The sequence below is a fragment of the Labrenzia sp. OB1 genome, from assembly GCF_001624695.1.
Classification (GTDB): domain Bacteria; phylum Pseudomonadota; class Alphaproteobacteria; order Rhizobiales; family Stappiaceae; genus Roseibium.
This window is the reverse complement of the sequence record NZ_JSEP01000009.1, coordinates 11,588-34,612: the sequence shown is the minus strand read 5'-3', so window position 1 is coordinate 34,612 and position 23,025 is coordinate 11,588. Positions and strand designations below refer to the sequence as shown.

General features: G+C 60.0%; 24 protein-coding genes. 9 read left to right on the top strand and 15 right to left on the bottom strand.

The window, feature by feature from the left end; genetic code table 11:
• The first annotated feature begins 6 nt into the window (after window positions 1-6).
• Window positions 7-861: an alpha/beta hydrolase gene (locus OA90_RS13680; RefSeq protein WP_068412498.1), complete on the top strand. Its 855-nt coding sequence runs from the start codon at window positions 7-9 to the stop codon at window positions 859-861.
• A gap of 11 nt (window positions 862-872) precedes the next feature.
• On the opposite strand, the gene OA90_RS13675 is transcribed toward OA90_RS13680, so the two are convergent.
• Together OA90_RS13675 and OA90_RS13670 are read right to left on the bottom strand one after the other, a co-directional pair.
• Window positions 873-1,814, bottom strand: coding sequence for a hypothetical protein (locus OA90_RS13675; RefSeq protein WP_199823708.1), 942 nt, complete (start codon window positions 1,812-1,814; stop codon window positions 873-875).
• 21 nt (window positions 1,815-1,835) lie between these two features.
• Window positions 1,836-2,126, bottom strand: a complete 291-nt coding sequence (locus OA90_RS13670) for a hypothetical protein (RefSeq protein ID WP_068412492.1) — start codon at window positions 2,124-2,126, stop codon at window positions 1,836-1,838.
• Window positions 2,127-2,275: 149 nt separating this feature from the next.
• Between OA90_RS13670 and OA90_RS13665 the strand changes: the two genes are divergently transcribed.
• From OA90_RS13665 to OA90_RS13645, 5 genes are all read left to right on the top strand, one after another.
• Window positions 2,276-3,379, top strand: coding sequence for a zinc-binding dehydrogenase (locus OA90_RS13665; RefSeq protein WP_068412489.1), 1,104 nt, complete (start codon window positions 2,276-2,278; stop codon window positions 3,377-3,379).
• A 3-nt stretch (window positions 3,380-3,382) separates the two neighbouring features.
• A complete protein-coding gene (locus OA90_RS13660) occupies window positions 3,383-4,363 on the top strand; it encodes a GTP-binding protein (RefSeq protein ID WP_068412486.1) in 981 nt (326 codons plus the stop codon).
• A gap of 10 nt (window positions 4,364-4,373) precedes the next feature.
• Window positions 4,374-5,069 (top strand): 4-carboxy-4-hydroxy-2-oxoadipate aldolase/oxaloacetate decarboxylase, encoded by a 696-nt coding sequence (locus OA90_RS13655; RefSeq protein WP_068412483.1) that lies wholly within the window; start codon window positions 4,374-4,376, stop codon window positions 5,067-5,069.
• A gap of 20 nt (window positions 5,070-5,089) precedes the next feature.
• Window positions 5,090-6,112, top strand: a complete 1,023-nt coding sequence (locus OA90_RS13650; RefSeq protein ID WP_068412480.1) for an amidohydrolase family protein — start codon at window positions 5,090-5,092, stop codon at window positions 6,110-6,112.
• Between the two features lie 212 nt (window positions 6,113-6,324).
• A complete protein-coding gene (locus OA90_RS13645; protein WP_068412477.1) occupies window positions 6,325-6,558 on the top strand; it encodes a hypothetical protein in 234 nt (77 codons plus the stop codon).
• 9 nt (window positions 6,559-6,567) lie between these two features.
• On the opposite strand, the gene OA90_RS13640 is transcribed toward OA90_RS13645, so the two are convergent.
• The 4 genes from OA90_RS13640 to OA90_RS13625 all read right to left on the bottom strand — a co-directional run bounded on the left by OA90_RS13640 (window position 6,568) and on the right by OA90_RS13625 (window position 9,837).
• On the bottom strand, window positions 6,568-7,491 hold the full coding sequence (locus OA90_RS13640) for a LysR family transcriptional regulator (RefSeq protein WP_068412475.1): 924 nt from the start codon (window positions 7,489-7,491) through the stop codon (window positions 6,568-6,570).
• Window positions 7,492-7,585: 94 nt separating this feature from the next.
• Window positions 7,586-8,563, bottom strand: a complete 978-nt coding sequence (locus tag OA90_RS13635) for a DMT family transporter (protein WP_068412472.1) — start codon at window positions 8,561-8,563, stop codon at window positions 7,586-7,588.
• A 70-nt stretch (window positions 8,564-8,633) separates the two neighbouring features.
• Window positions 8,634-9,236 (bottom strand): cupin domain-containing protein, encoded by a 603-nt coding sequence (locus OA90_RS13630; protein WP_068412469.1) that lies wholly within the window; start codon window positions 9,234-9,236, stop codon window positions 8,634-8,636.
• Window position 9,237: 1 nt separating this feature from the next.
• Window positions 9,238-9,837 carry a cupin domain-containing protein gene (locus tag OA90_RS13625; RefSeq protein ID WP_068412974.1) on the bottom strand — a complete coding sequence of 200 codons (600 nt, stop codon included), beginning with the start codon at window positions 9,835-9,837 and terminating at the stop codon, window positions 9,238-9,240.
• A gap of 267 nt (window positions 9,838-10,104) precedes the next feature.
• Between OA90_RS13625 and OA90_RS13620 the strand changes: the two genes are divergently transcribed.
• Window positions 10,105-10,431 carry a non-heme iron oxygenase ferredoxin subunit gene (locus OA90_RS13620; RefSeq protein WP_068412467.1) on the top strand — a complete coding sequence of 109 codons (327 nt, stop codon included), beginning with the start codon at window positions 10,105-10,107 and terminating at the stop codon, window positions 10,429-10,431.
• A gap of 208 nt (window positions 10,432-10,639) precedes the next feature.
• Here OA90_RS13620 and OA90_RS13615 read toward each other — a convergent pair whose 3' ends face one another.
• From OA90_RS13615 to OA90_RS13575, 9 genes are all read right to left on the bottom strand, one after another.
• On the bottom strand, window positions 10,640-12,157 hold the full coding sequence (locus OA90_RS13615) for a tripartite tricarboxylate transporter permease (protein ID WP_199823707.1): 1,518 nt from the start codon (window positions 12,155-12,157) through the stop codon (window positions 10,640-10,642).
• A gap of 51 nt (window positions 12,158-12,208) precedes the next feature.
• Window positions 12,209-13,150: a tripartite tricarboxylate transporter substrate binding protein gene (locus OA90_RS13610; protein WP_068412461.1), complete on the bottom strand. Its 942-nt coding sequence runs from the start codon at window positions 13,148-13,150 to the stop codon at window positions 12,209-12,211.
• Window positions 13,151-13,317: 167 nt separating this feature from the next.
• Window positions 13,318-13,692, bottom strand: a complete 375-nt coding sequence (locus tag OA90_RS29020) for a hypothetical protein (RefSeq protein ID WP_068412458.1) — start codon at window positions 13,690-13,692, stop codon at window positions 13,318-13,320.
• A complete protein-coding gene (locus OA90_RS13600; protein ID WP_199823706.1) occupies window positions 13,673-15,184 on the bottom strand; it encodes an ethanolamine ammonia-lyase reactivating factor EutA in 1,512 nt (503 codons plus the stop codon). The genes OA90_RS29020 and OA90_RS13600 overlap by 20 nt, the downstream gene beginning before the upstream one ends.
• A gap of 4 nt (window positions 15,185-15,188) precedes the next feature.
• On the bottom strand, window positions 15,189-16,400 hold the full coding sequence (locus OA90_RS13595) for a cupin domain-containing protein (protein ID WP_068412455.1): 1,212 nt from the start codon (window positions 16,398-16,400) through the stop codon (window positions 15,189-15,191).
• Between the two features lie 209 nt (window positions 16,401-16,609).
• A complete protein-coding gene (locus OA90_RS13590) occupies window positions 16,610-17,191 on the bottom strand; it encodes a tripartite tricarboxylate transporter TctB family protein (RefSeq protein ID WP_068412452.1) in 582 nt (193 codons plus the stop codon).
• Complete coding sequence (locus OA90_RS13585) at window positions 17,188-18,693, bottom strand: tripartite tricarboxylate transporter permease (RefSeq protein ID WP_082837036.1); 1,506 nt, start codon at window positions 18,691-18,693, stop codon at window positions 17,188-17,190. Before OA90_RS13585 ends, OA90_RS13590 begins: the two co-directional genes overlap by 4 nt.
• A 74-nt stretch (window positions 18,694-18,767) precedes the next feature.
• Window positions 18,768-19,805, bottom strand: a complete 1,038-nt coding sequence (locus OA90_RS13580) for a tripartite tricarboxylate transporter substrate-binding protein (protein WP_082837035.1) — start codon at window positions 19,803-19,805, stop codon at window positions 18,768-18,770.
• A 301-nt stretch (window positions 19,806-20,106) separates the two neighbouring features.
• Window positions 20,107-20,595, bottom strand: a complete 489-nt coding sequence (locus tag OA90_RS13575) for an EamA family transporter (protein WP_068412443.1) — start codon at window positions 20,593-20,595, stop codon at window positions 20,107-20,109.
• A gap of 359 nt (window positions 20,596-20,954) precedes the next feature.
• Here OA90_RS13575 and OA90_RS13570 point away from each other — a divergent pair, with 359 nt between their 5' ends.
• Both OA90_RS13570 and OA90_RS13565 read left to right on the top strand, forming a co-directional pair.
• Window positions 20,955-22,319 carry a hypothetical protein gene (locus tag OA90_RS13570; RefSeq protein ID WP_068412440.1) on the top strand — a complete coding sequence of 455 codons (1,365 nt, stop codon included), beginning with the start codon at window positions 20,955-20,957 and terminating at the stop codon, window positions 22,317-22,319.
• On the top strand, window positions 22,316-22,921 hold the full coding sequence (locus OA90_RS13565; RefSeq protein ID WP_068412437.1) for a hypothetical protein: 606 nt from the start codon (window positions 22,316-22,318) through the stop codon (window positions 22,919-22,921). Before OA90_RS13570 ends, OA90_RS13565 begins: the two co-directional genes overlap by 4 nt.
• The last annotated feature ends 104 nt before the right edge of the window (window positions 22,922-23,025 follow it).

The following is a 23,025-nucleotide window of genomic DNA, read 5'->3' as shown; positions in this document are numbered from 1 at the left end:
GCATCCATGCCGATGATTGAAATTGACGGGATCGAAACCCGCTACGAGGTGCTGGGCGACGGCCCGCCCCTCTTGATGTTTTCACCGGGAGGCTTCGACGCCCGGATCGAAAAATGGTCAGACCTTGGCGTCTACAAGCGCATCAGGCTTCTGGATCACCTGCCCGGGAAATACCGCTGCATCGTGTTCGACCGGCGTGAGAACGGTCAGTCGGGCGGCCGGGTGGAGCGAATTACCTGGAACCATTTCGTGCGGCAAGGCGCCGGTCTGCTTGATCATCTCAACGTCGAAAAAGCGCATCTGATGGGCGGTTGCATGGGATGCTGTCCCGTGGCGGCCTTCGGCGCCGCCCTGCCCGAACGCACGCTGAGCATGGTGCACTACTGGCCCGTCGGTGGCGCCAGTTACCGGATCAGCGGGCACCAGCGTTTTGCCCGCCATCTGGCCTTTGTCGGGGAGAACGGCCTCCAGGCGGTGGTGGATCTCGCGCGCAGCCACGACAAGAATTTCAGCGCCGATCCCCGCGGTGGCCCCTGGGGCCAGCCGATCCGCAATTCCGACGATTTCGCCAAGGCCTATGCCGAACTGGACCAGGCGAAATACCTTCTGACGGTGACAGGTATGTATCGGGGACTGATCGACCGCGACACGGCCCCAGGCGCTGAACCGGAAGACTTGATGTGTCTCGATATTCCAAGCCTTATCGTGCCCGGAGCCGATGAATTCCATGCCACGTCCGCGGCACGCTACCTGCAGGAATGCCTGAAGGGATCCGATTACTGGGACATCCCGACAGAAAAGCAGACAGAAGAGAACGCACCGAAGCGCGTTATCGATTTCCTTGACGGCGCATCGGTTTAACCGGGTAGCGGTCAGGCAACGCAGTTCCTGACGGGCGCCGCAAAGAGGGTGTCGACGTCGATGCGCTCCGGAATGATCTTCTGGGTCACCGCATGGCCGACAAGTTGCTCCAGAACATCGCGGTTCGGCTCGATTCCGTAGGGCAACGGATCGTCCATCACTTCAAGTGCGGCCTGGTGGATCCTGTCGACCCGGCCGGGTTCGGAAACACGTCCGGCCTTCAGGTCATCGACATAAAGCTGCTTGGAGGACGCGAAAGCGTCAAACACCTGGGTCGCGATCTCCGGGTTTTCCGCCAAAAGTTCGTCACGCACCACCACGAGATGGTTGATCGGATAGAGGCCCCGTTTCTTCAGGGCCGCGACACCTGCCGAGAACGGATCGGCGATCATCGTTGCAACGTCCGGATGGTCCACCTTTGCACCGACCGCCGCGACCAGTTCGCCGGAAGACAATTGCCCCGCCAGATCGCTGTCCGCGAGCGGCTGGACGTTTGCGGGAGGGCGGTAACCGGCGACATGCTCGTCGCCGGACGGCGCCCAGGTTACCGAGGACAGATCGACACCGTATTCGTCCTGCAGAATCGAGCGGGCCCAGACACCGGTCGTTACCGTGTAGCCACGGTTCAGGCCAACCCGGCGGCCCGAAAGCTCCGACGGAGACTGCAGGCTTGAAGGAACATGATGCAGGATCGCATCGTGATGGAAGTCACGCACAAGAAAGACCGGAAGCGCGGTGAACTTCACTCCATGAGCCTTGGCGCAGATGTATGTGGTCAGCGCCATTTCGCAAACGTCATAGGCCAGTTCCCGCACCATGCTGCGGAACCCTTTCACGAGCACCGGAATTTCCTCGAAATCGAACTCCAGGTCAGGCGCAGTGACCCGGCCTTCCTTCAGTGCGCGGTTGTTGCCTTGTGTTCGCGTGACGGTCTTCAGTTTCAGCTTGCTCATGAGCATCCTCGATATTTGCAGTTAACAGCATTCCCCGTCGCCGTCGTCCTTCAGCGCAGGCAGCAGCCAGGCGACAGGAAGATCGGCGGCACCGACTTCAGCCAAGGGGGAAAAAATGCGAAACCGGTAGCGTTCTGCTCCGCGCCAGAAGATCACATTCGTCTCAAGTGGCGGATATCCGGGCCGGGTCCCCTGATCCTCGGAGACCAGAACCAGATCATCCGCGTCGAGCCGGAACCGGTCCCGGGCCAGAACCTCCACTCTTTCCAGGTCTTCCAACCGGTCGCGGCCGGAGCCGAAACGCCTGAACATGACAACACCTCAACCGCCTGCCGTGGCCGTGCCCGACAGGCTTGTTTCGGGCAATAATTTCCAACATGTTCCTTCATACGGAACTGCGTTCTTGTTAGAAGCCTGCCGCTTTGTTACCAATGTGTCAAGCTCAAACAGGAGAGACGGGCATGTCAGAAAAAGTTCTTGCCGCTGTGCGCACGGCACCGCAGACAACCGAATTCCGGGAATTCGACATGCCAGACATTCCCGACGAAGCCGCGCTTTTGAAGGTGGAAGTGGCGGGGATCTGCGGCACGGACGTGAAGTTCTACTCCAAACCACCGATTACCGATCCGGTGATCATGGGCCATGAAAACATCGGCTACATCGCCAAGGCGGGCAAAACCTTTCAAAAACGCCGAGGATTGAAGGAAGGCGACCTCGTCTTTGCCGAACACTATGTCGGCTGCATGAACTGCGAACACTGCCACCGTGGCGATTACCGGCTGTGCCTGGCGACCGACTGGCGCAAAAATCCTGAAGGCCTGCGCTTCGGCTATACGTCCGCCAAACGCGCGCCTCACCTGTTCGGCGGCTTCGCGCAATACATGTACCTGCCGTGGAATTCGGTGCTGCACAAGGTGCCGGACGGATTGTCTCCCGAGCTAGCCGGTGTGGTGACACCGATGGCCAACGGCATTCAGTGGGCGCTGTTCGACTGCGGTGTCGGCTATGACAGCCGTGTCCTCGTGCAGGGCCCCGGGCAGCAGGGTCTCAGCCAGGTTGTCGCCTGCCGCCAGGCCGGTGCCTCGCTGATCATCGTGACCGGCACCGGCAAGGACGCCAAGCGCCTTGAAGTCGCCAAGCGGCTCGGCGCGGATTACGTGATCAATGTGGAAGAAGAAGATCCATTGGAACGGATCCGGGAAATCACCGGCGGCGAAGGCGTCGATGTGTCCCTGGACTGCACCGCCGGCGCGGGCACGATCCCGGTCCTGCTCGGCATTGAAGCTCTGAAGCGCAAGGGCGGCACCCTGCTGATCCAGGGTGAACTCAGTGATTTCCCGAATTTCCCGCTCGCCAAGATCGCCAACAAATACATCACGGTGAAGGCGGCCCGCGGCCACAACTACGAGAGCTGCGAGCTTGCGCTCAGACAGCTCAATTCCACGCGTTTCCCGCTGGACCTGATCACCACCCACCGCTTCGGCCTCAAGGACACTCACATAGCGATCAACGCTGTCGGCGGAAGCGGCGACGTGATCCACGTCTCGCTGATGCCCTGGTCTTGAACCATGCCGGACAGCGACGATGAGCGGCTTCCTGTCACGGTGGTGACCGGGTACCTGGGGGCGGGCAAGACCACACTTGTGAACCGCATCCTGGCGGAGGCGGCAGGCCGTCGGCTGGCCGTGATCGTCAACGAATTCGGGGACATCGGCATCGACGGCGAGTTGATCGAGGGCGGCAACGAAGAGCTGATCGAACTCAGCAGCGGCTGCATCTGTTGCGTGGTGCGCGGCGACCTGATCCGCGTGTTGCGGCGCCTGTGCGCCGAGCAGCGGGACCTTGACGGCGTCGTGATCGAAACCACAGGCCTGGCCAATCCAAGTCCCGTGATCCAGACCCTGGCGATCGACCAGGTGATCGCGGCACAGTGCAGACTGGATTCGGTGATCACCGTCACCGATGCGGCACATGTTCTGGAGCAGACCGCCACAAGCAGCGATGCCGCCGAACAAATCGCCTTTGGCGACCTCATCGTTCTCAACAAGGTGGATGCCGCCACCGCCCCCCTGGAGCTGATCGAAGCGCAACTTCGTCTGATCAACCCGCAGGCCGAACTGATCCGCTGCACGCGCTCGGAGATACCTGCCGGCATGTTGCTCGATCGCCGCAGCTTCGACCTAACCCGGATCGATCTCGCCGCCAAGCCGCATGACCATGACCATGACCACGACCATGGTCACATCGCCGCCGGGGGGATTGCCAGTGTGGCTCTTTCCTGCGGCGATCCGCTCGACCAGGCAAAAGTGGAGAACTGGCTGCAACAGCTGCTGCAGCGGCAAGGTGCTGACATCCTGCGCACCAAGGGAATTTTCTCCATCGCAGGCCAGGACCGCAAGCTGGTGGTGCAGGCGGTGAACATGATGCTCGAGGGAGATTACACCGCCGGATGGACTGCCGGTCCTCGGCAATCACGGCTCGTTTTCATCGGACGAAATCTCGACGGCGCGGCGCTTGCAGCCGGCTTCGAGAGCTGCCGTTCGCAATAGGGAGACCCCAATGCCAACCGTTGTTACCAACATCGCCCGTGCCGGATGCAAAGCAACTGACGCCCTCGCCCGCTACGGCGTTGCCACAGTGCATGAAGCCCAGGGCCGCACCGGATTGATGGCCGCCCGCATGCAGCCGATTTTCCGCGGTCCGGCGATCAGCGGCACTGCGGTAACCGTAAGTGTTCCTCCCGGCGACAACTGGATGATCCATGTCGCCGCCGAGCAGTGCCAGCCAGGCGATGTTCTGGTGGTCAGCCCGATCTCTCGTTCGGACTCCGGCTATTTCGGAGATCTGCTCGGCACGCTTCTGCAAACACGCGGCGTACGCGGCCTCGTGATCGACGCGGGCTGCCGCGACACCGACGATCTCGAGAAAATGGGCTTCCCGGTCTGGTCCCGCGCCATATCCGCCCATGGAACCGTCAAGGAGACGCTAGGCGACGTCAACCTGCCGATCAGCTGCGGCGATATCGTGGTCAATCCCGGCGATGTCATCGTCGCAGACAACGACGGTGTGGTCGTCGTGCCGCGGCTGAATGTGGCCAAGGTGGCGGACGCCGCCGCGGCCCGCGAGAAAAGGGAGGAAGGCATCCGTGAGCGCTACACCGCCGGAGAACTCGGTCTCGACATGAACAACATGCGTCCGCGCCTGGCCGAGAAAGGGCTGATTTACGTCGACCAGTCCGACCTCGCCGGAAACTGACCAAAGCAAGGACCTTCCCCATGATCATCGATTGCCATGGCCACTACACCACCGCGCCTGTCGAGCTGCAGGAGTTCCGGGACGCACAGATCGCCTTTTTTGAGAGCGGTAAAGGCGTCCCGCCCAAGCTGAAGGCGATCAGCGACGACCAAATTCGCGAAAGCATCGAAAAGAACCAGCTCAAGGCCCTGCGCGAACGCGGAGCCGACATGACGATCTTCTCGCCCAAGGCTTCCGCGATGGCTCACCATGTCGGGGATGAGGCAGTGTCGAAGGAATGGACCCGGCTGAACAACGACCTGGTCCACCGGGTCGTCTCCCTGTTCCCGGAGCATTTCATCAGTGTCTGCCAGTTGCCGCAATCGGTCGGCGTTTCGATCGAAAATTCGATCGATGAGCTGGAGCGCTGCGTGAACGAACTGGGCGTTGTGGGCTGCAACCTCAACCCCGACCCCTCGGGCGGCAAATGGACGGGCGCACCGCTTACGGACCGCAGCTGGTATCCGTTTTTCGAAAAGCTCTGCGAGCTTGAGGTGCCGGCCATGATTCACGTCTCGGGCTCCTGCAACCCGAACTTCCACGCCACAGGCGCGCATTACATCAATGCCGATACCACGGCATTCATGCAGTTTTTGCAAGGTGACCTGTTTCGCGATTTTCCGGACCTGAAGCTGATCATCCCCCACGGCGGCGGTGCCGTGCCCTATCACTGGGGCCGTTATCGCGGCCTGGCCGACATGCTTGGCAAGCCGCATCTCAACGATCACATCATGAAGAACGTCTTCTTCGACACATGCGTCTACCATTTGCCGGGCATCGAGCTGCTGTTCGAGGTGATCGACATCGACAACATCCTGTTCGCATCGGAGATGTTCGGCGCCGTGAAAGGCGTCGACCCGGAAACTGGCTACAATTTCGACGATACAAAGCGCTATGTCGACGCGCTTGATCTCAGCGACGAAGACCGCTTCAAGGTGTTTGAAGGGAATGTCCGCCGGGTCTATCCGCGCCTGGATCGGCAATTGCGCGCCCGCGGACTTTGACCCCCCGCCTTCATCCGCAGCGTTGAAGTTGAGCCGGCATCCCCTCGCAAGATAACGCAGGGGGATTTGGCGCCTGTTGTTCCGCTATACGGGAATTTGCCCTGCACTGCGTGCATACCAGCTATCTCCTTGACCAAAATCAAGGATTTCCACTTTGTTTCCTGACATTTTTCACCTAGATATTGCGGTGCAATAAAAGAAAGGGACATCACATGGCAGTCGCGGCAAATTCCAGCTTCACTCTGAAACAACTTGTCGAAGAAATCGCGCCCAAACGCTTCCTTCGTGACCCACTCGGCCTGTTTTCCGGCTACCGCGCCTTCCGTGTCTATGTGCACCTGAACGGCATGAGCGACGGTGAGCTTGCACGCCTCGGCCTGACCAGGAAGGAATTGCCGGAAGTCGTCTCCAGGATCATGCTCGACAACCGGCAGGCCGCCGCCTGAAGCCGCCGGTCACAACCGGCGCATTATCGGCCCTTCGGCCGCCAGCAGAAGATCGGTGATGGAGTTCACGAGATCACCGATCTGCGCATCGGCCATCATCGGCGCCTTGTCTCGCGAGTGCACGAACATGAGCGTGCGGATGATTGACGGCGCAACAATGTGCCGGGCCTTCAAGACACCTTTACGCAATTCGCCTTCGGCAGCTCCAAAAGGCATGATCGTTGCCGCCACACCTTTGGCCACCAGGTTCTTGACTGCCCGGATAGATTGCACCTCATAGGTGACATTGAGGTCCAGACCGAGCCGCTCCGCGTTTTGTTTCGTGATCTGGAACACCGCGTCGTCCCGGCCCGTCAGTGCAAGATCCGAAGCCAGGGCTTCGCTGAATTTGATCGGCCCCTCTCCGGTGTCGAAGCTCGGCGACGTGATATAGAACAACTCTTCTTCCAGAAGGGCAATGCGATCCAGCTGCTGATCGATGCTCGGCAAATAGGTAAAGGCGCAATCCAGCTCGCCCAGTGCGAGCTGGCGGGTCAGGGTGAAGCTCAACCCCTCGACGACTTTCAGCGCGATCTCGGGACATCTCTGTGACAGGCTCATGGTCACGTAATCGCCGACGAGGCGAATGACACTGGGAGGCAGGCCGATCGCCAGAGAGCGCGTACCCGTGCCCGCCATCGCCCGAACGGCTTCTTCCGCCTGCTGCACACGTGCGAGGATGTCGTCGGCATGGCGCACCAGAAGTTCTCCCGCCGGTGTCGCGGTGACACCGCGCGAATGTCTTTTGAGCAGCTTGGCTCCGAGCTGGTCCTCAAGATTGCGAATCTGGATACCCAGGGCGGTCTGGGCGACGTGCAACTGGTCGGCGGCACGCGTAATGTTGCCAGTCTCTATCGCCTTCTTCAGATAGATGAGCTGCCTGATTTTTATCATTGACCCCAGTCTCCCGGCCCGACCTTAGCAGGTCGGCACCGGCGCGCAATAAAATCGCTTACCCCGCACGCTATTTTTTGCCTGGAGCACTCGCTCAAAACAGCGGCGATGACAGCAGCAGGCGTGTCGCGGCCGGAACGTGGAAGATCTCAAGCAGGAATTCCGTGTCGAGGGTCAGAGCGGCAGCTCCCGCAATCGCCAGCAGGATCGACACGATGATCCAGGTGTCGAACACCTCATGATCCCGGTTTATCAAGGCGCCGAAGACAATTCGAAACACGACCGAGAGCCGCTGGACCGGCACGACAACCGAAACGGGAGCGACAGTCAGCGCGAGGTAGCGGAACAACTGCGACAGGGCCACACAGATGGCGGAGATCAGGAACCACCCACCCGAACCGCGGTCGAGCGAGCGCATGTAGGATCGGCCGCCGGCCGCGAAAACGCATAGGGCGACGACGACCGTGGCAGCGACATAAGACAGGAATACGCCGCCAATCCCGTCTGCCGGCTTCGGCGCGGCCCCGAGCCCCAGGGAAATCAGCAACGGGCTGGTGCCATACCCCAGAGCGCAGACCGCACCCCAGAACAGGCCTGGGCCGAAGTCCGGCCGAAACCCCTTGGCCTTGCCCGCCTTTAAAGCATTTTTGCGCCGCCCGACCACCAGCATGGGTCCGCCCATGATCAGTGCTATGCCGAAGAGGTTCATCAGATTCACGGTCTCGTCGAGAAACAGGAAAGCCAGAACCAGCGACACCAGGATCGACAGTTGCTGGATCGGGGTCGACAGCGTTGCGCCAAGCGCCTGCGTCGCCCTGTAATTGCCGTACCGGCCGATAACGAAATGCACGACACCGGCCAGCATCATCCAGACCCATGCCGACATCGGCCAGCCCCGCATGGCCTCAAAGCCGTCCAGGAAGAAAGCGAAGCCCGCGAAGATCGGCAGACCAAGCGGCACGGTGATCGCCATGCCCTGCAACACGGTGGATTTCAACACGCCGCGACGGACCGTTGCGTTGTTCAGGCCAAAGAAGGCAGCCGAACTCAATGCAAGGATTGCTCCCAACATCACGTTTCTCCAAACTCATCAAGGAAGTATCCGGAACCGGCCGGCCCGGAATGCTCGCGGGCCGGCCGGTTCAGGAACAGGTCCTGAGGAAGCGACGAACCCGTTCCGGTGTCAGTTCGACACCCGGCTGGTATTCCGGCGCATCCTCGATCTGCTCGAGATCGTTGAGGCCGCATTGCTTGAAGATCCGGTTGATGCAGGAAATCAGCCGCAACGGCCTGCCGGGGTCGGCGTTAAAGTGCTGATGAATCGTGTTTGGCGGCACGTAGATCACATCGCCGGCCTCGTAATCGAAGCGCTGGACCTTGTCCTGCGGTTTCCAGTGGTAGTCGTCAGTGATTTCGACGTCACAGTCCTGATGCAGATCGTAGCCGCGGCCTTCCAGCACATAGAGGCATTCCTCCGCGAGATGACGGTGCTTGCCCGATTTCGACCCTGGCGGAACGATCTGCATATAGGAGTCGACTGTCTCCATCCGGGTGTTCATGCCCTCGTTGATCAGATGCTTCAAAAGCCCCTGAGGCGACATTTCCCAGGGCATTTCCTCCGGGCGGACGATTTTCTTCCGTGCCGCATTTCGCTCGGGCGCCGTGGTCGCGTCGTCAAGGAGCTGCTGATAGAGATCCCGGTTCTCAGCGCCCGTCAACCAGGCCTTGCTTTCGCCCCATGCCATCTCAGCAGCCTCCTTCCGGGTGATTGAAGTCTTCCTCTTCCTCGCGGACGGTGAAGTTCTCTCCACCTGGCGCCGGCGTGGTCTCGCGGGGCACGACCGTCTTCTGGAACAGCATGTTCATGAAGACGAACATCGGCTTGGTCTTCAGAACCAGGGCCCGGGCGGGCTTGCTGTCGGAAGCGTTGAAATGCTGGTGCACACAGTTGTTGTGCACGATCGCGACGTCGCCGGCTTTCCAGTCATACCGGATCTCGTCATGGACCTCGTAGCCCTCCCCGTCGAGGATATAAAACGCAGCCTCGTTGACGTGACCGTGCTTCTGCGATTTACCGCCCGGACCATATTCCTCAAGATGAATATGGAAAAGCTGGCTGATCCCGTCCTTGGGTTCGACATAGTGCCGGCTGTAGGCTTGTGGCCCATCGACAAATTTGATCTCGCGCGCTTTGCGCACGCGTGGCATGGAACGGAGTCTTTCCAGCTCGGTCGTCAGATTGTACTCTCCCTGCACACTCCGCACAAAGATACGGTTTTTCTGACTGTGGTAGTAACCCTTCGGCTGTTCGTTTTCGGCGCCGGCTGGCTTGACCTTCTCGGACATCGTCACCTCCATATTTCCTTACCGTTAGCCGAATTCTTTATGCAGAACAATATTCCTTTATACGGAACAATTGCGTTGCCTCCCTCATCTGCACGATTTTTCCTCTTATCATCAGCCGGTTGGAACAGACTTGTCCTGGCGCGCGAAATTTCCGCTTGCTTCCAGCGCAAATTACTTCCAACTTCCGTCTTATACTTTCTTGCATACGGAACGATGTTCCAATAATTTGCGAAAGGAACCAGCAGACAAAACAGTGGCGAGGAACCAATGACACAGACCCTGACAACCTTGAAGCTTTGCGAAAAGTCCGAGGTGCCGGAAGGTGAAGCCATAAAGGTGGAAAACGGCGATCTGGTCTTGGCCGTCTATAATGTCGAAGGCCTGTTCTACGTGACCGATGACCTGTGCACCCACGGTCCGGGATCGCTCGCCGAGGGCTTCCTGGATGGTTATGTCATTGAATGCGACTTCCATGGCGGATGCTTCGACATCCGCAACGGCGAGGTCGTCGCGCCTCCGTGCATGATCCCGCTCAGAACCTATGAAGTCCGTCCCGACGACACCCATGTCGTCATCGCGGTTTCAAAGGACTAACTCTCCCAAGCTCCCCTCGCCCACGGCGGCCCTGAATTGGCCGCCTTTTTTGCGTGCCGTTAACGGAGAACTGATCGCCCCGCCGGGTTCGGTGCTGCGATATCCCGCCTGGTTCGTTGGCCGCGGGCCGTTCCGTGCACAGACGCATCCAGCGTGTTCCATGGAGCACACTGGCCCGGCGGCCTTTGCGGAACCGCCGGACCAGTCTTCAGTTCCGTAAAACCTTGCGCTTCTCCAGCAGCTTGCGCGCCACAGGCAACAGGAAGGTCATGAGCGTGGCGAGCAACAGGATCGTCGCCACGGGCCGCCCCAGTATGAACTGCAGTGCATGTCCGTCGGAGATCTGCTGAACCTGGTGAAAGGACCGTTCAGCGGTTTCGCCGAGCACGAGAGCAATCACCAGCGTCAGCCTCGGATAGTCGAAGCGGATCATCAAATAGCCGACCAGTCCCATGATCATGGTCAACAGCACGTCCGCCATGCGACCTTCAAGCACGTAGACCCCGGTCAGCGAAACGGCAATCACCACTGGAGCCACTATGCCTACGTCGATGCGTGTGATCAGGACCAGAAACCGCGAAATCGCCAGGCCGAGAAGCGATGCCCCGACCGAGGCAAGGGTGATCGCGACAATCAGCCCGTAGATTTCTCCTTCGTGCTGCAGAAGGATCATCGGCCCCGGGTCCATTCCGTGGAGCACCAGGATGCCGAGAAAGATCGCGGTCTCGGCGCTGCCGGGTATGCCGAAAGCCACGGTAGGGATCAGTGATCCGCCATCCTTGGCGTTGTTGGCCGACTCCGGCGCGATTACACCGCGAATGTTGCCCTTGCCGTAAGTCTCCGGATGCTTGTCCGTCTGAACGGTCGAACTGTAGGCCAGGAAGGAGGCAACCGTGCCACCGAGACCGGGAATGGCTCCGATCAGAGTGCCGATGACCGACCCGCGCAAGAGGACCGGCCAGTGACGGAAAACGGCAAGAACCCCTTCCCCCACTCCCGTGATCTTCATGGCCGCCACGTCCTTGTCCCCAACTGTTGCCACCGAGCCCCCTTTCAACGCCAGCTCGATCATCTGGGAGATAGCGAACATGCCGGTCAGCGTGGGGACGAGCGGAACGCCGTCCCAGAGATAGTTGAGACCGCCCGTGAAGCGCAGGTCGCCCAAAATCATGTCCGATCCGACGAATGCGAGAGTCAGTCCGACCGCTCCCGCGATCAGGCCGCGCAACATCTTCCCGCGAACGGAGACTGCAATTGCGGTCAGCCCCAATATGGTCAGCAGGAAGAATTCGGCAGGACCGAAGCTGAGAACGATTGCCTTGGCGATCGGAATGAAGAGGATCAGCGTAAGGAGCCCGATCACGCCCCCCATCGAAGATGCGCAGGCCGCGGCGCCAATGGCCAACCCCGCCTTTCCCTGGCGCGCCAGCGGATATCCGTCGAACGTTGTTGCCGCGTTTGGAGCCGTGCCGGGCGTGTTCAACAAAATGGCCGAAATAGAGCCGCCGAAGGCAGTCGACCCCATGACACCTCCGGCCAGATACATGGCATCCAGCGGCACCATTCCGTAGGTGACCGGGATCAGCAGCGCAAGCGCGGTGGTGCCTCCAAGACCCGGAATGACCCCGAAACACAGCCCAAGCACGATACCCGACAGAAAATAGATTATGCCGCCACCGCCTGCGATGTCCGCAAGAGCCTGGAGCAGCGCTTCGAACCCCATCATGCTTTCCTTTCATGGCGGAGCCGGTCCTGTGTGGACCGGCCCGGCAGACTGCTACTCAAGCAATTCCTTGTATTGCAGGTAGAAGTCCGAAACGCCTGTCATCATGCTGTCTGTCTGTTCGGCATCCAGATACTTGATCACAGTCCCGGTGCTGCCGCCCCATTCCTGGATCGTGGAACTCTCGGCCGCGGCCTTGAACGCACCGGAAAGTGTCTCCACCACGTCTGCGGGCATGTTCGGCGGTCCACCGACCACGCGATTGAGGCCGAGTTTTGCAAGTTCAGGGAACCCCAGTTCGGTGGTCGACGGCACGCCTTCGACCACCGAAGTTTCCGTCAGCGTCGCAATCAGCCGCAAGTCGCCGGAATCGGTATACTTCGCCAGGGAAGAGATGGGCTTCAAGGTAGCATCCACCTCGCCGCGCATCACGGCAATCATCGTATCGTTCGAACCGCTGTAACCGGTGATGTTGTTGATTTCACACCCGATCTGGTTGAACGCAATCACGGATGCGATCGAGGACGTGGAATCCTTGCCCGTATCGGACAGCTTGATCGGGCGGCCCAGGCCGCAAAGATCCTTCAGACTGGTGACCGGGCTGTCCTTGGCAACGGCGACGGCATATTTGGATTCCGCCAGATTGGCGATCCAGGTGACGTCATCGAGATTGAAACCAATGTCACGCCCCAGGGTCCCGGCGACGTTCAGGCCGGGCACATTGTAGATGCCGATCGTATAGCCGTCGGCTTCCGCACGCGCCACACTCTGCCCGCCGCGCGTGCCCGACGCACCCGGAATATTCTTGGGTACGATGGTCGCTCCGAGCACCTTTTCAACCTCCGGCGCAAAGGTACGCACGATCGTGTCGAAGCCGCCTCCCGGACCATAGGGCACGACGAATGTAACCGGCCCCTTCTCCGGATAACCGGCCTGTGCCGGCGCCGCGGCCAAGGCCGCCAGTGTCAGAACCCCCAATTTCAACAGATGTTTCATTTCGTTCCTCCTTTCGAAACTTTTCACCAGGCCGAAAGCCCGCCCTCCGCCACAATGAGCCCTCGATAGAGTTCGTAATCGAGGGCCCATTCGAAAACGCCATATTCGAAGGTCAGGACACCGAGCCCGATCAGGGCAGCCTGAGCGAACGGCCGTCCGCCCCGGCGCTAGATGTAGAACAGCGTAAACAGGGGAGCTCCCGCCAGAATGCCCAGCACCGCCAGGGCGGCGAACGCGGACAACACCCATCCCAGCACGGCGATTTCGTCGCGCAGGCCCGGATTGTGGGTCATTTCGCGTCGTGAAAATCCGCTGCCCCAGAAGGTGTTGAGCGCGTCGTGTCCGGGGAGCCGGGTGCGGCCATACATGTCGAACAACGCCAGCACGGCAAGCACGAGGGCGATGATTGAAGGAAAGCGGCGGGCAGTTTCGCTGTAGCTTTGGGCAACCGCGAAAACAACGCATGCGAATGCCAGAACCGTCACCGCGGGCCAGATCGAAGTCACTGACTTTGGGGGGGCCTCAAACTTGGTGCCGGTCATATGTCTCGGTCTCCAGCCGGGTGGGTTCGCCGGGAAAAACCAGCGACTTGATGACAACCGGCACGGCTCCGGTTGCGTGCAGAACCTCGCCGATATCGATGAAATCGAAGGTCGACGGAGAAATGCCGTCAATCGACACGATCGGATTCGTTGCCAGCCCGTGTTCGCGGCAATGCATTCCAAGCAGGCCGCCAATATCGCCGTCGGTCACGATCACCAGGGGATGCCCTGCCGACAGCACGGGAGCCAGCCCCGCCACCAGGCCGCAGCTCAGGGCGTGAAGCCGGGCGAAGCTTGTTGACCCTTGCCAGGACAACGCAAGCGCCACCGGCTGCGCACCGCCTGCCAGGTCAAGGCGTTGCAACTCCGCCGAGACGGTTTTTTCCATTGCGGCGGGATCAATTTCCTCGCTGAGCTTCAAGGCCGGCCGCACGGTTGCCAGATTGTGGAGCGGCAGCGTTTCGAGCGGATCCAGAAAGACCGTGCTGCCGCTGACCTGCACTGTGTATTGCGAAGCACCGACAACAGTCGCCCGAATGCCGTCCCGATTTGGCAGCACGGCAAACCCCGCCGCCTTGAGGTCCATGCGCAGAAGCCGGGCGAGATCCAGACCCAGATCACCAAAATCTTCAGCCGTGTCGCCGTAGAAAAACTCCGATACGCCACCGGAAAGGACGACACCGTCGAACTGCCAGCCGGCAGCGATCGGCGGCAGGCGGTGATAGACCGGCTCAAGTCCTCCAAGAGTGCCCTGCAAAATGCGGTGCGCCAGCATTGCCGCCAGGACGGACCGCCCGTCGCGGCTCAGTGTATCGCCCAGCTTCGCATTCGGCCCGATTGCTCTGGCCCCGAACTCTTCAAGCCTGACGATCCGGTCACGGGCATCGGTCACAACGAGGCGGGCCCCTGCCTCTATCGCCGTCACCTCGCACACTTCACCGTTCCGGCAAACCGCGAGCTTCGCGGTGCCTCCGCCAATGTCGATGTTGAGGATCGTCCGCCCGTCTCTGGATGCGGCAGCCGCGCCGGAACCATGGGCAGCCATAACCGCTTCCAGACTGTCACCGGCGCTGAGCGAGACGAATTTCCCGGCATCGGCAGCAAACAACTCCCCGATGGCGCGGGCATTGCGGCGGCGCACTGCAACACCGGTCAGGATCAGCGCACCCGCGTCAACCTGCTCCCGGGCAAGGCCGCTTCTTGCGTATTGCTGGTCGACAAAGGCCCCCAGCCGTTCGGCATCGATGTCACCATTGTCGCGATAGGGTGTCAGCAGGATTTCCGAGGCATGGAGAACCTCGCGTGAAGTGACGACATAGCGGGTATCCAACCGCTCCAGCGTCAACCGGGAAAACAGCAGATGCGCGGTGGAAGAGCCGATGTCGACACCCACGCTGGTGATCTCGATCTCATCCTCCTCGATGAGGCTACGGGAGCCCCCGGAGAAGAAGATCTGCCCGCCAGCAGGCGAAATTTGGGGCGTGTCTGCCACGGGGTCAGGTCACCCTTTCGGGTTTTTCATAGCGTGTGGGCTCCATTCGCAGCGTCCCGCCGCTTGCACGGATACGGGCTTCGAATTCCTCGCGCAGATGAGGATCTTCCATCCAATAGGGAATGGCCGTACCTCCTTCGGTGATGTCCATGGCGGTATAGTCGGTCTGCTGCGCGCCCGGACGCAGACCGGTGACGAGACTAGGGTGGTTCGGACCGAACCAGGCGGAGATGCGGAACGGTTCCCTGGATGTGTTGAAATGCTGGTGATACCAGCGCGCCCCGCCGGGAGCGGCGCTGACCATGCCGAACTGGCCGTAGTCGATCCGCTGCACCTGATCGCCGTTGCCGTCCTTCCAGGGGGTCACCCCAAGTTCCTCCGGCCAGGTATATGTGTAGCCTTCGCCTTTCAGACCGATCAGCACGGCGGCGGATGTATGCGCATGAGCCTTGGAATAGCGTCCGGTCTCATGCTGGCCGAGCCAGAGATAGAACTTGTTGCCGGTCATGAAAGGCTCCACCCGCCGGTAACCGGGGGAGCGGCGGTTATCGAGCGGCAACTCGCAGTTCACCACGTCCGGCACCAGGTTGGTGCGCCGCATCGCCAGCCCCCGGATCGGATCCGGCTCAATGTCTTCCGACGGCTTGTAGAAATCCGGCACCGGTGAAAAGCGGTCGGAAAACCGGTAAGGCGTATTGTAGATGAACTCGGTGTTGCCGATCAGGTCCATCAGATTCGGTGCCGTGGTGCCCGCGATCAGCAGAGCCGGCTTGTTCGTGGCGTTGACGATCCGGTGGAAGGCATTCACCGGAATCGAGAAGAGCGAACCTTTCTGCCACTCAAAGACATGCTTCCGTCCGCCTTCCTCAAGCCAGACCTCCGTCGTGCCGCGCCCTTCCGCAACCAGGAATATCTCCTCGTAGAGGTGTTTTTCCGGGTTCAGGCCACCGGCCGCGGGAACCTCCACCACATAGCAGCCCCACTTGCCCTCGGTACCATGCAATTGGATGAAGTGTCCGCGCCCGCCCATCCGGGGCCAGTCGCTCAACGGCAGATCGAAGACGCTGTTGAACCCCAGACCGCGGAAGCAGCCAATGCCTTCGGCGTCCATGAACCTGTCGTATTCAGAAAGCGGCTGGCCGAACTTGCCGTGGCCTGCGCGGTCTTCGGCCTGGGGTTCATGCCAATGGACCTTGCCGGTTAAGGGGTCATGCATTGAGTGTCTCTCGTTGGAAAACTAGGGCTTAAACTCCTAAATGAAGACGAAATGGCATGGGAAATGGCGACCTCCCTTTAGGAAGCGAGCGATGAGCGGGCTTCTTGCCCGGTCAAGCACTCTGACGACACAGGGTGAAGCCATTTTCATGTCCTCCGGATTTGACCGAATTGGTCCTCCTCTGCGTCACGAGAAGCTTGAAAATGAAGCTAGAAACTTCGGTAACCGGCGAAGTAGCGGTAGATCATGCCGGGATAGAGATCGATGTGAAAACCGATCTGGAAAACCAGATAGAGGATGGCCGTGGTCGCAAGGGCCATTCCCAGAGACAGCTTCCATTTCTCGCCGCACAGATACCAGGCGAGCACAAATATGAAGCCTGCCACCGCCACGTAGTGGCCGGCGAACAGGATGGTCAACTGTAGCGCGGCCAGCCAGCCGACGAAGACGAGCGACTTGCGAAAAGCCGAGCCTGCATCGGTCCATACCGCCCGAACCCGCGCGCGGACAGAGTCCAGGCCGCGCTGGCGCAATAGCCTGACCATTTGCCCGACAAGCAAACCGATGAGCGGCACCATGATCACAAAAGGCGTTCGTGACGACACAAGCTGATAACTGAAGGCCTGGACGAAGGCGGCAAGCACGACGGCTCCGAGGATCAGGAGGAAGACGACCTCCATCGCGTGCCGGTTGGCCTCCTCCCGGACGGTTTCATTCGAAATGTCATCGTCGCGCACGGCGATTTTCTTGTCTGCGCCTGTTTCGCGCATGCCGGTATCCCGCAGGCTCATATCCGCCTCCTCCGGCCATCGCGAAGGATGCCGATGATGTTGATGGTCAGGAAGGCAACGGTGATCAGGCTCAGGATCAAGGGAACGGGCTGCAGGATGAAATACGGACCGTCGAGCAGCAGCGCGAGATAGAGGTTCTTTTCAACCGCAAAACCGAGCACGAAACCGATCAGCAGCGCTGCACGGGAGTAATTCAACACCTTCATGACGTAACCGACGACACCGAAGAAGAGAGCGATGCCGATATCGAAAACAGACCGCTCGGCGGCATAGGCGCCGGTCACGATGATTGACAGCAGCACGGGCACCATGAAGGAGGCTCGCACCGACGTCGACCGCGACAGCGGATTGACGAGGAACATGCCGACAATCGTTCCCAGGAAGTTGCCTATGATGATGGTGAAGATCATGATGAAGACGATGTCGAGATTGCTGTTCAGCATCTGCGGACCGGTTTCGAGCCCGAGGATGAACAACCCGCTCAGCAGGATCGCCATCGAGGAGGACCCTGGAATTCCAAAGGCAAGCGTCGAGGCGAGCGCTCCGCCTTCAACCGCGTCATTGGCTGCCTCGGCTCCGATCACCCCTTTGACATTGCCCTTGCCGAATGTGTCCTTGTCCTTGGAACTCTGCTTGGCGTGGCCATAGGCGACAAAGGCCGCCGGCGCGCTGCCAAGTCCCGGGATCAGTCCCATGACCGTGCCGATTGCACTGCAGCGGAGCACCAGCCACCAGTGCTTGAAAGCGAGCAGGATACCATGGAAGATCTGGCGCTGCGTTTCCTTCCCCGACAGGGCTTTCGGGGCATCCTGCGCCAGCGAACCACCGCGAAGCCAAAGATCAATCATCTCCGCCACCGCAAACAGGCCGAGGATCACCGGGACCATCGACAGCCCATCAGCCAGATGTTCCGATCCGAAGGTGAAACGCTCGGCATTGGTGACATTGTCGACACCGATCATGGCCAGCATAAGACCCAGCAGAGCTGCAATCAGGCTACGAGCCAGGTCTTCCTTGCCGAGTATCGCGACAAACGTCAGGGCCAGGAAGGCCAGGACGAAGATCTCGGGCGGACCGAAAAAGAGGACGACATCGCGCATGACCGGGATTAGCGCGGCAAGGGCGATCGCACCAAATGTTGCGCCGAGAAAACAGGAGGCCATTGCCGCCCCAACCGCGATACCGGCCCGCCCCTTGTCGCGCATCGGCGGTCCGTCCAGCAACGTTGCCGCGTTCTGGCCCGTTCCAGGTGTGCTGAAAAGGATCGCGGTCAGGCCGCCCCCCTGCGCCACCGTGGAATGCGCCCCGAGCAGGAAGGCGATACCCGCACCGGGTTCCATCGAATAGAGAAAGGTCACCGCCATGGCCATGGCGAAATGGCCGCTCAGTCCCGGGATCACCCCGATGATCAGACCAAAAAATGCGCCGGTTATCAGGTAGGGCAGGACCTCCAGGCTGACCGCCTGCAGGAAGCCGCTGGTCATTCCTTCAATTATTGTCATTCGTTATCCCCGGTCGTGCCGACTGGTGAAGGTGGAGCGGACGAGCCGGGTCGGCTCGTCCGCTCCTTGCCGATTCAGATCTCGCCGCGAATGGCGGCGACGAAAATTTCCTTCACCTCAGGTTTCATCTGGGTCGATGCCCTTGCGATGAGTTTCATGCTGTTGCCGTCCAGGAAAGAAATGTCACGCTGCGTATCTTCGGCGATGGTCACAAACTCCGGGTCGTTCATCGCCTCGCTGAAAGCCTTCTGAAGAAAGGCGACCCGGTCCTCCGGCACACCTGGCGACGTGGCGACCGGACGGCCAACGGCCGAAAGAGCATCCCACGTTGCAAGGATCTCGTACGAGCGGGCCGGATTGTCCGTATTGGCCGCATGTTCAAAGACACTCGGCACGTCCGGAGCTTGCGGAATGCCCTTGTTCGCGTCGTGCGTGATGACTTTCATATCTCCCGCCTCAATGCCGTTGAGAGCCGACCCGAGGGATCCCCACATGCCCTGAATGTCTCCACGCAACAGCGCCTGGCGGACGTCGGAGGAACTGTTGAATCCGTGGATGACCTTCTGGTTGTTGCCCATGACGAGACCGACAACGACCGCATCGACATAGGTCGATCCGCCCAGGCCGGTCGCCCCGAGCAGGACCGGCTCGTCCGAGGCCAGCAGATCTTCAAATGAATTGAGCCCGCTTTGGGTGGACACGATCAGAACACGCTGGTCGGCGACGACACGACCCAGGAAATTGTAGTCTGCCACCTTGTATTTCGCACCGGCGATGCCGGCGATTTCATTGGTAACCATGGCAGAGCCGTTGATGATGCCGATGGTCAGTCCGTCATCGGGTGCATTGAAGATTTCATTGGCGCCCTTCATCCCGCCGGCACCCGGCATATTGACAATGTCTACCCGTGCACCCGTGTATTTTTCAAGGAAGGGAGCGATGATACGGGAGTATTCGTCATAACCGCCACCCGGCTTGTAGGGCACGATCCACTTGATTGCCTTTCCCTGATAGAACTCCGCCGGCGTTTCCGCCTGGACGGCGCCAGTTCCGCCGAAGATGGCGGCGGCGGCCAGTGCCGCGGTCATGGCTTTTAGAAATGCGCGTCTCATGTTTTCCTCCAAATGGTGATTATCCGTCCGCTGGGCCGTCGCTCTGCCGGCATTCCTTCAAACGGACTTCTGGCTGTCGCGCAGCCCTGGACTTCGTCCTCAAGATCGACCTTTGCGCCCTCCCGGCGCCCTGATCCCAAGGTGATGCTGCGGCCACCGTCCCAGCTCACGTTTCACAGTAAGATCAAGTCTTTCATCGCGTCAATGGGACTGCGGTCCGTATAAAGGAACAATATTGCGCGTCTAGTCAGCTATTTTTCAGCTTGCTTGCAGGCAACTCCCTATCCTGCCGCCGCGAGGATTACACCTGTGGTTGCCAGCGCGGCCAACACAAGCTTTTCGAACTCGGCCTTCCTTCGGTTTTGAAGACTACAGTGGATAGGAACATGGAAACAAAAATCTCGAGCGAGGCAATCATTGCCGTTTTCGAGACCCTTTCGAAAGGCAAGGCGGCAAAGAGCAGAATCTGCCCTTCGGAGACCATCGCCGCCGACAGGACGATCCAGAGATCGAGATTGCGAAAGACATCACGAAGGCTGGATCGCTGCCGGCGGGACACGAGAATGACGGCCACGACGGCAGCAAGGCCAGCCAGGGCACTCACGATGGTTCCAGGGGCCGGATCGGGCAATTGCTCGAGCCCGATTTTCCGGGTGACATAGGCAAGCGCACAGGCGAGTGCCGCGAAAGCACCAAAAAGACATTGAGCCGCCGGAGGCGTCTGCCCCTCCTCATCGCGCGTCAACGAGGTGTGAACCAGAAGGCCGAATGCAACGGCAATGCGGAACATGCCCGCAAGATATGCATCGTTGAGGGCTTCTCCAGGCAGCACAATGGCCAGGATGACGGAAAAACGGATTGAGCCGCTTCACTTCCGCAGCCCGCGAAACACCGATGCGACGCGGCATGCGCCGTTCCAAGTGAAAACGGAACAAACCGAAAAGTTAAGAGCCTTACTGCCGGACAGACCGAGCATCCTTTCGCCCCCCTTTCCGCCACATCAGGGTCGCGAACCGAACCGCAAGCACCTCGCCCGACCTTACCTGTCGTTCTGATATACGGAATTAAGTTCTGTTTTTTTATCTCCGTCGAAATTCTCAACTAAAATTCGCCCCGACTTGCCTCTGCCAGATAATGGAGACACCACCAGTGCCGACAGATTTTCGCGCCGGCAATTCGGACAAGCCTGAGAGCCGTCACCGCAGTGACCTGCCGGACCTGCTCGACCAGCCGGCGGACTATACGATGATGCCCGAAAGCCTCGTGGAGACCTTCGGCGCCGATATCCGACTACCGGACGGTGGACGCAGGGTGAAACGCCTTGCGGATCTGGCGCCCGGCGGAGCCTTCGATCCTCGTGACCTTGAGGCTGTTCCGGCACTTGACCTCGGATACCGGGCGAAATGGACTGTGCTGCGCTATTCACAGTACGGGCTCGACTGGGACATCACCGGACTCCGGCTGGAAAGCCTGGACCCGGATGCGCGAAACCGGCCCTGGGCCATCATCATTCACGGCGGTTCGGCGAATTTCTACGAGTTCCTAGTCAACCTCGACAATGAGGCGGGACTTGGCCAATACCTGGCCCAGAAGGTCAATGTGCTACTTGTCACGATTCCCGGGAATTTCAAGTACGGCGGCTGGTCAGGCCCTTTCACCAAACGCGCCCCGCAATTTCTTCTGGATACCGAACTGCCCGCTGAAGAAGTAAAGCTTCGCAACGCGCTTTACACCAACATCATGCAGTTCGCAGGATTGAAGCGCCTGATACTGCGGGAGACCTGCGGTGACATCGTTTTGGTCGGCCATTCCACCTCCGGCGAACTGGTCTATCTGGCACATGGCGATCCGGAACTTTCAAAACGCCTCAAGCGCCGGTTCCTTGGCTGGGGCAGCGGCGGTCCGTCGAACCTGCGCAAGGAGTGGGAGGAAACGGTCGGCAAGCGTGAAAGAAGCGTTGCCAAACTGGCCGGGTTCCCGCCGATGTGGGAATTGCGCGCCCGAGGCAGCGAAGAATACGCAGCGTATGTTGGCCCATTGAACTCCCTTGCGAAACCGGGTTTGGGCGCGTTGCAAGTTGCCGAAGCCTGGCTCGAGCGTGAAAGTGCGCGCCGGCCGCAGTTCAAGCAGCCTCTTCTGGACATGGAACACCGGGGCATGGTTGAACTGCGCGGCCGGATCGTCTCCGAAATCAGGCAGACCCTTACCGGCGCAACGGTCGAGATCGACCTTGATCAGGTTCTCGGCGATCTTTTCGCCTCGAACGACGCACCGCTGACGGGCTACGATAAAATGCTCTGGTCCGCGGGAAAATGGGATCAGGGCCACTGGCACAAGACCGATCCCGAAAAAGCACGCGAACGCCTGGTCTCAAACCAGTTCCGAGATCGAAATCCCGATATTGCCATCCGGACGATGGTGTTCGACATGCCGATGACCCATTACGGCCATCTTGAAAAGCCGCGGCAACTGGCCGGCTTTATGCTTGAAACGATGCGCTGGCTGGCAGCATGAGTCAGGACGGCGGCCGGACAGGATCGATTGCCGGTCATTCTGCGCACCCTCCGCCCTGCTCGCAAGGTTTCCTCGCCTTCCACGCGCAACTCAGGCAGACGGCCCTTAATTCCTCCGAGACAGCCGCATCCGTCTGTTCAGCCTTCGGTTCGTCGAATACACAAGGTACTGCCGATTTCGGCACTCGCAGGGGCGGCTTCGCCTTTGTCACGCTCGGACCGGCTTTCGACTGCCTCGGCGGCTACGGTGCACAGCGCGGCTTCGGCGAGGCCATGGCAACGATTGCGCGCTCAAGCGTCGACTGGACGGGTCTCCATTCGCCTCACGACCCGATCTGTTGCGGCCGCACCCCGCCGATTGCCCGTTATGCGGCGCTCACAAAAGCCGACTGCAGAAAGCCGGAACACAGGCGTTTCAGCATTTGCATTCCCGACCGGATGGCTCCGGCCACCTTCCGCTACCTGCGTCACCGCTTATTCAAGCTCCACATTTGCTATTTTTTTGCCTCTGTGACCCCTGGAGTATTTGATTTTTGCCGTCTGACAATTGGGCCGAAGCGCGCCGTGGAGCAGTTGAAGGCGTGGAACACCTGGCAGGATTAAGACCTGGCTGGACCTTTGGTCCCCCTCAGCGCCTGTGGAGCCGGATAGGTTGGGTGCTTAAACGGCCAATGATCCTGTTAGCCCATCCGCTTTGACAGCAATTT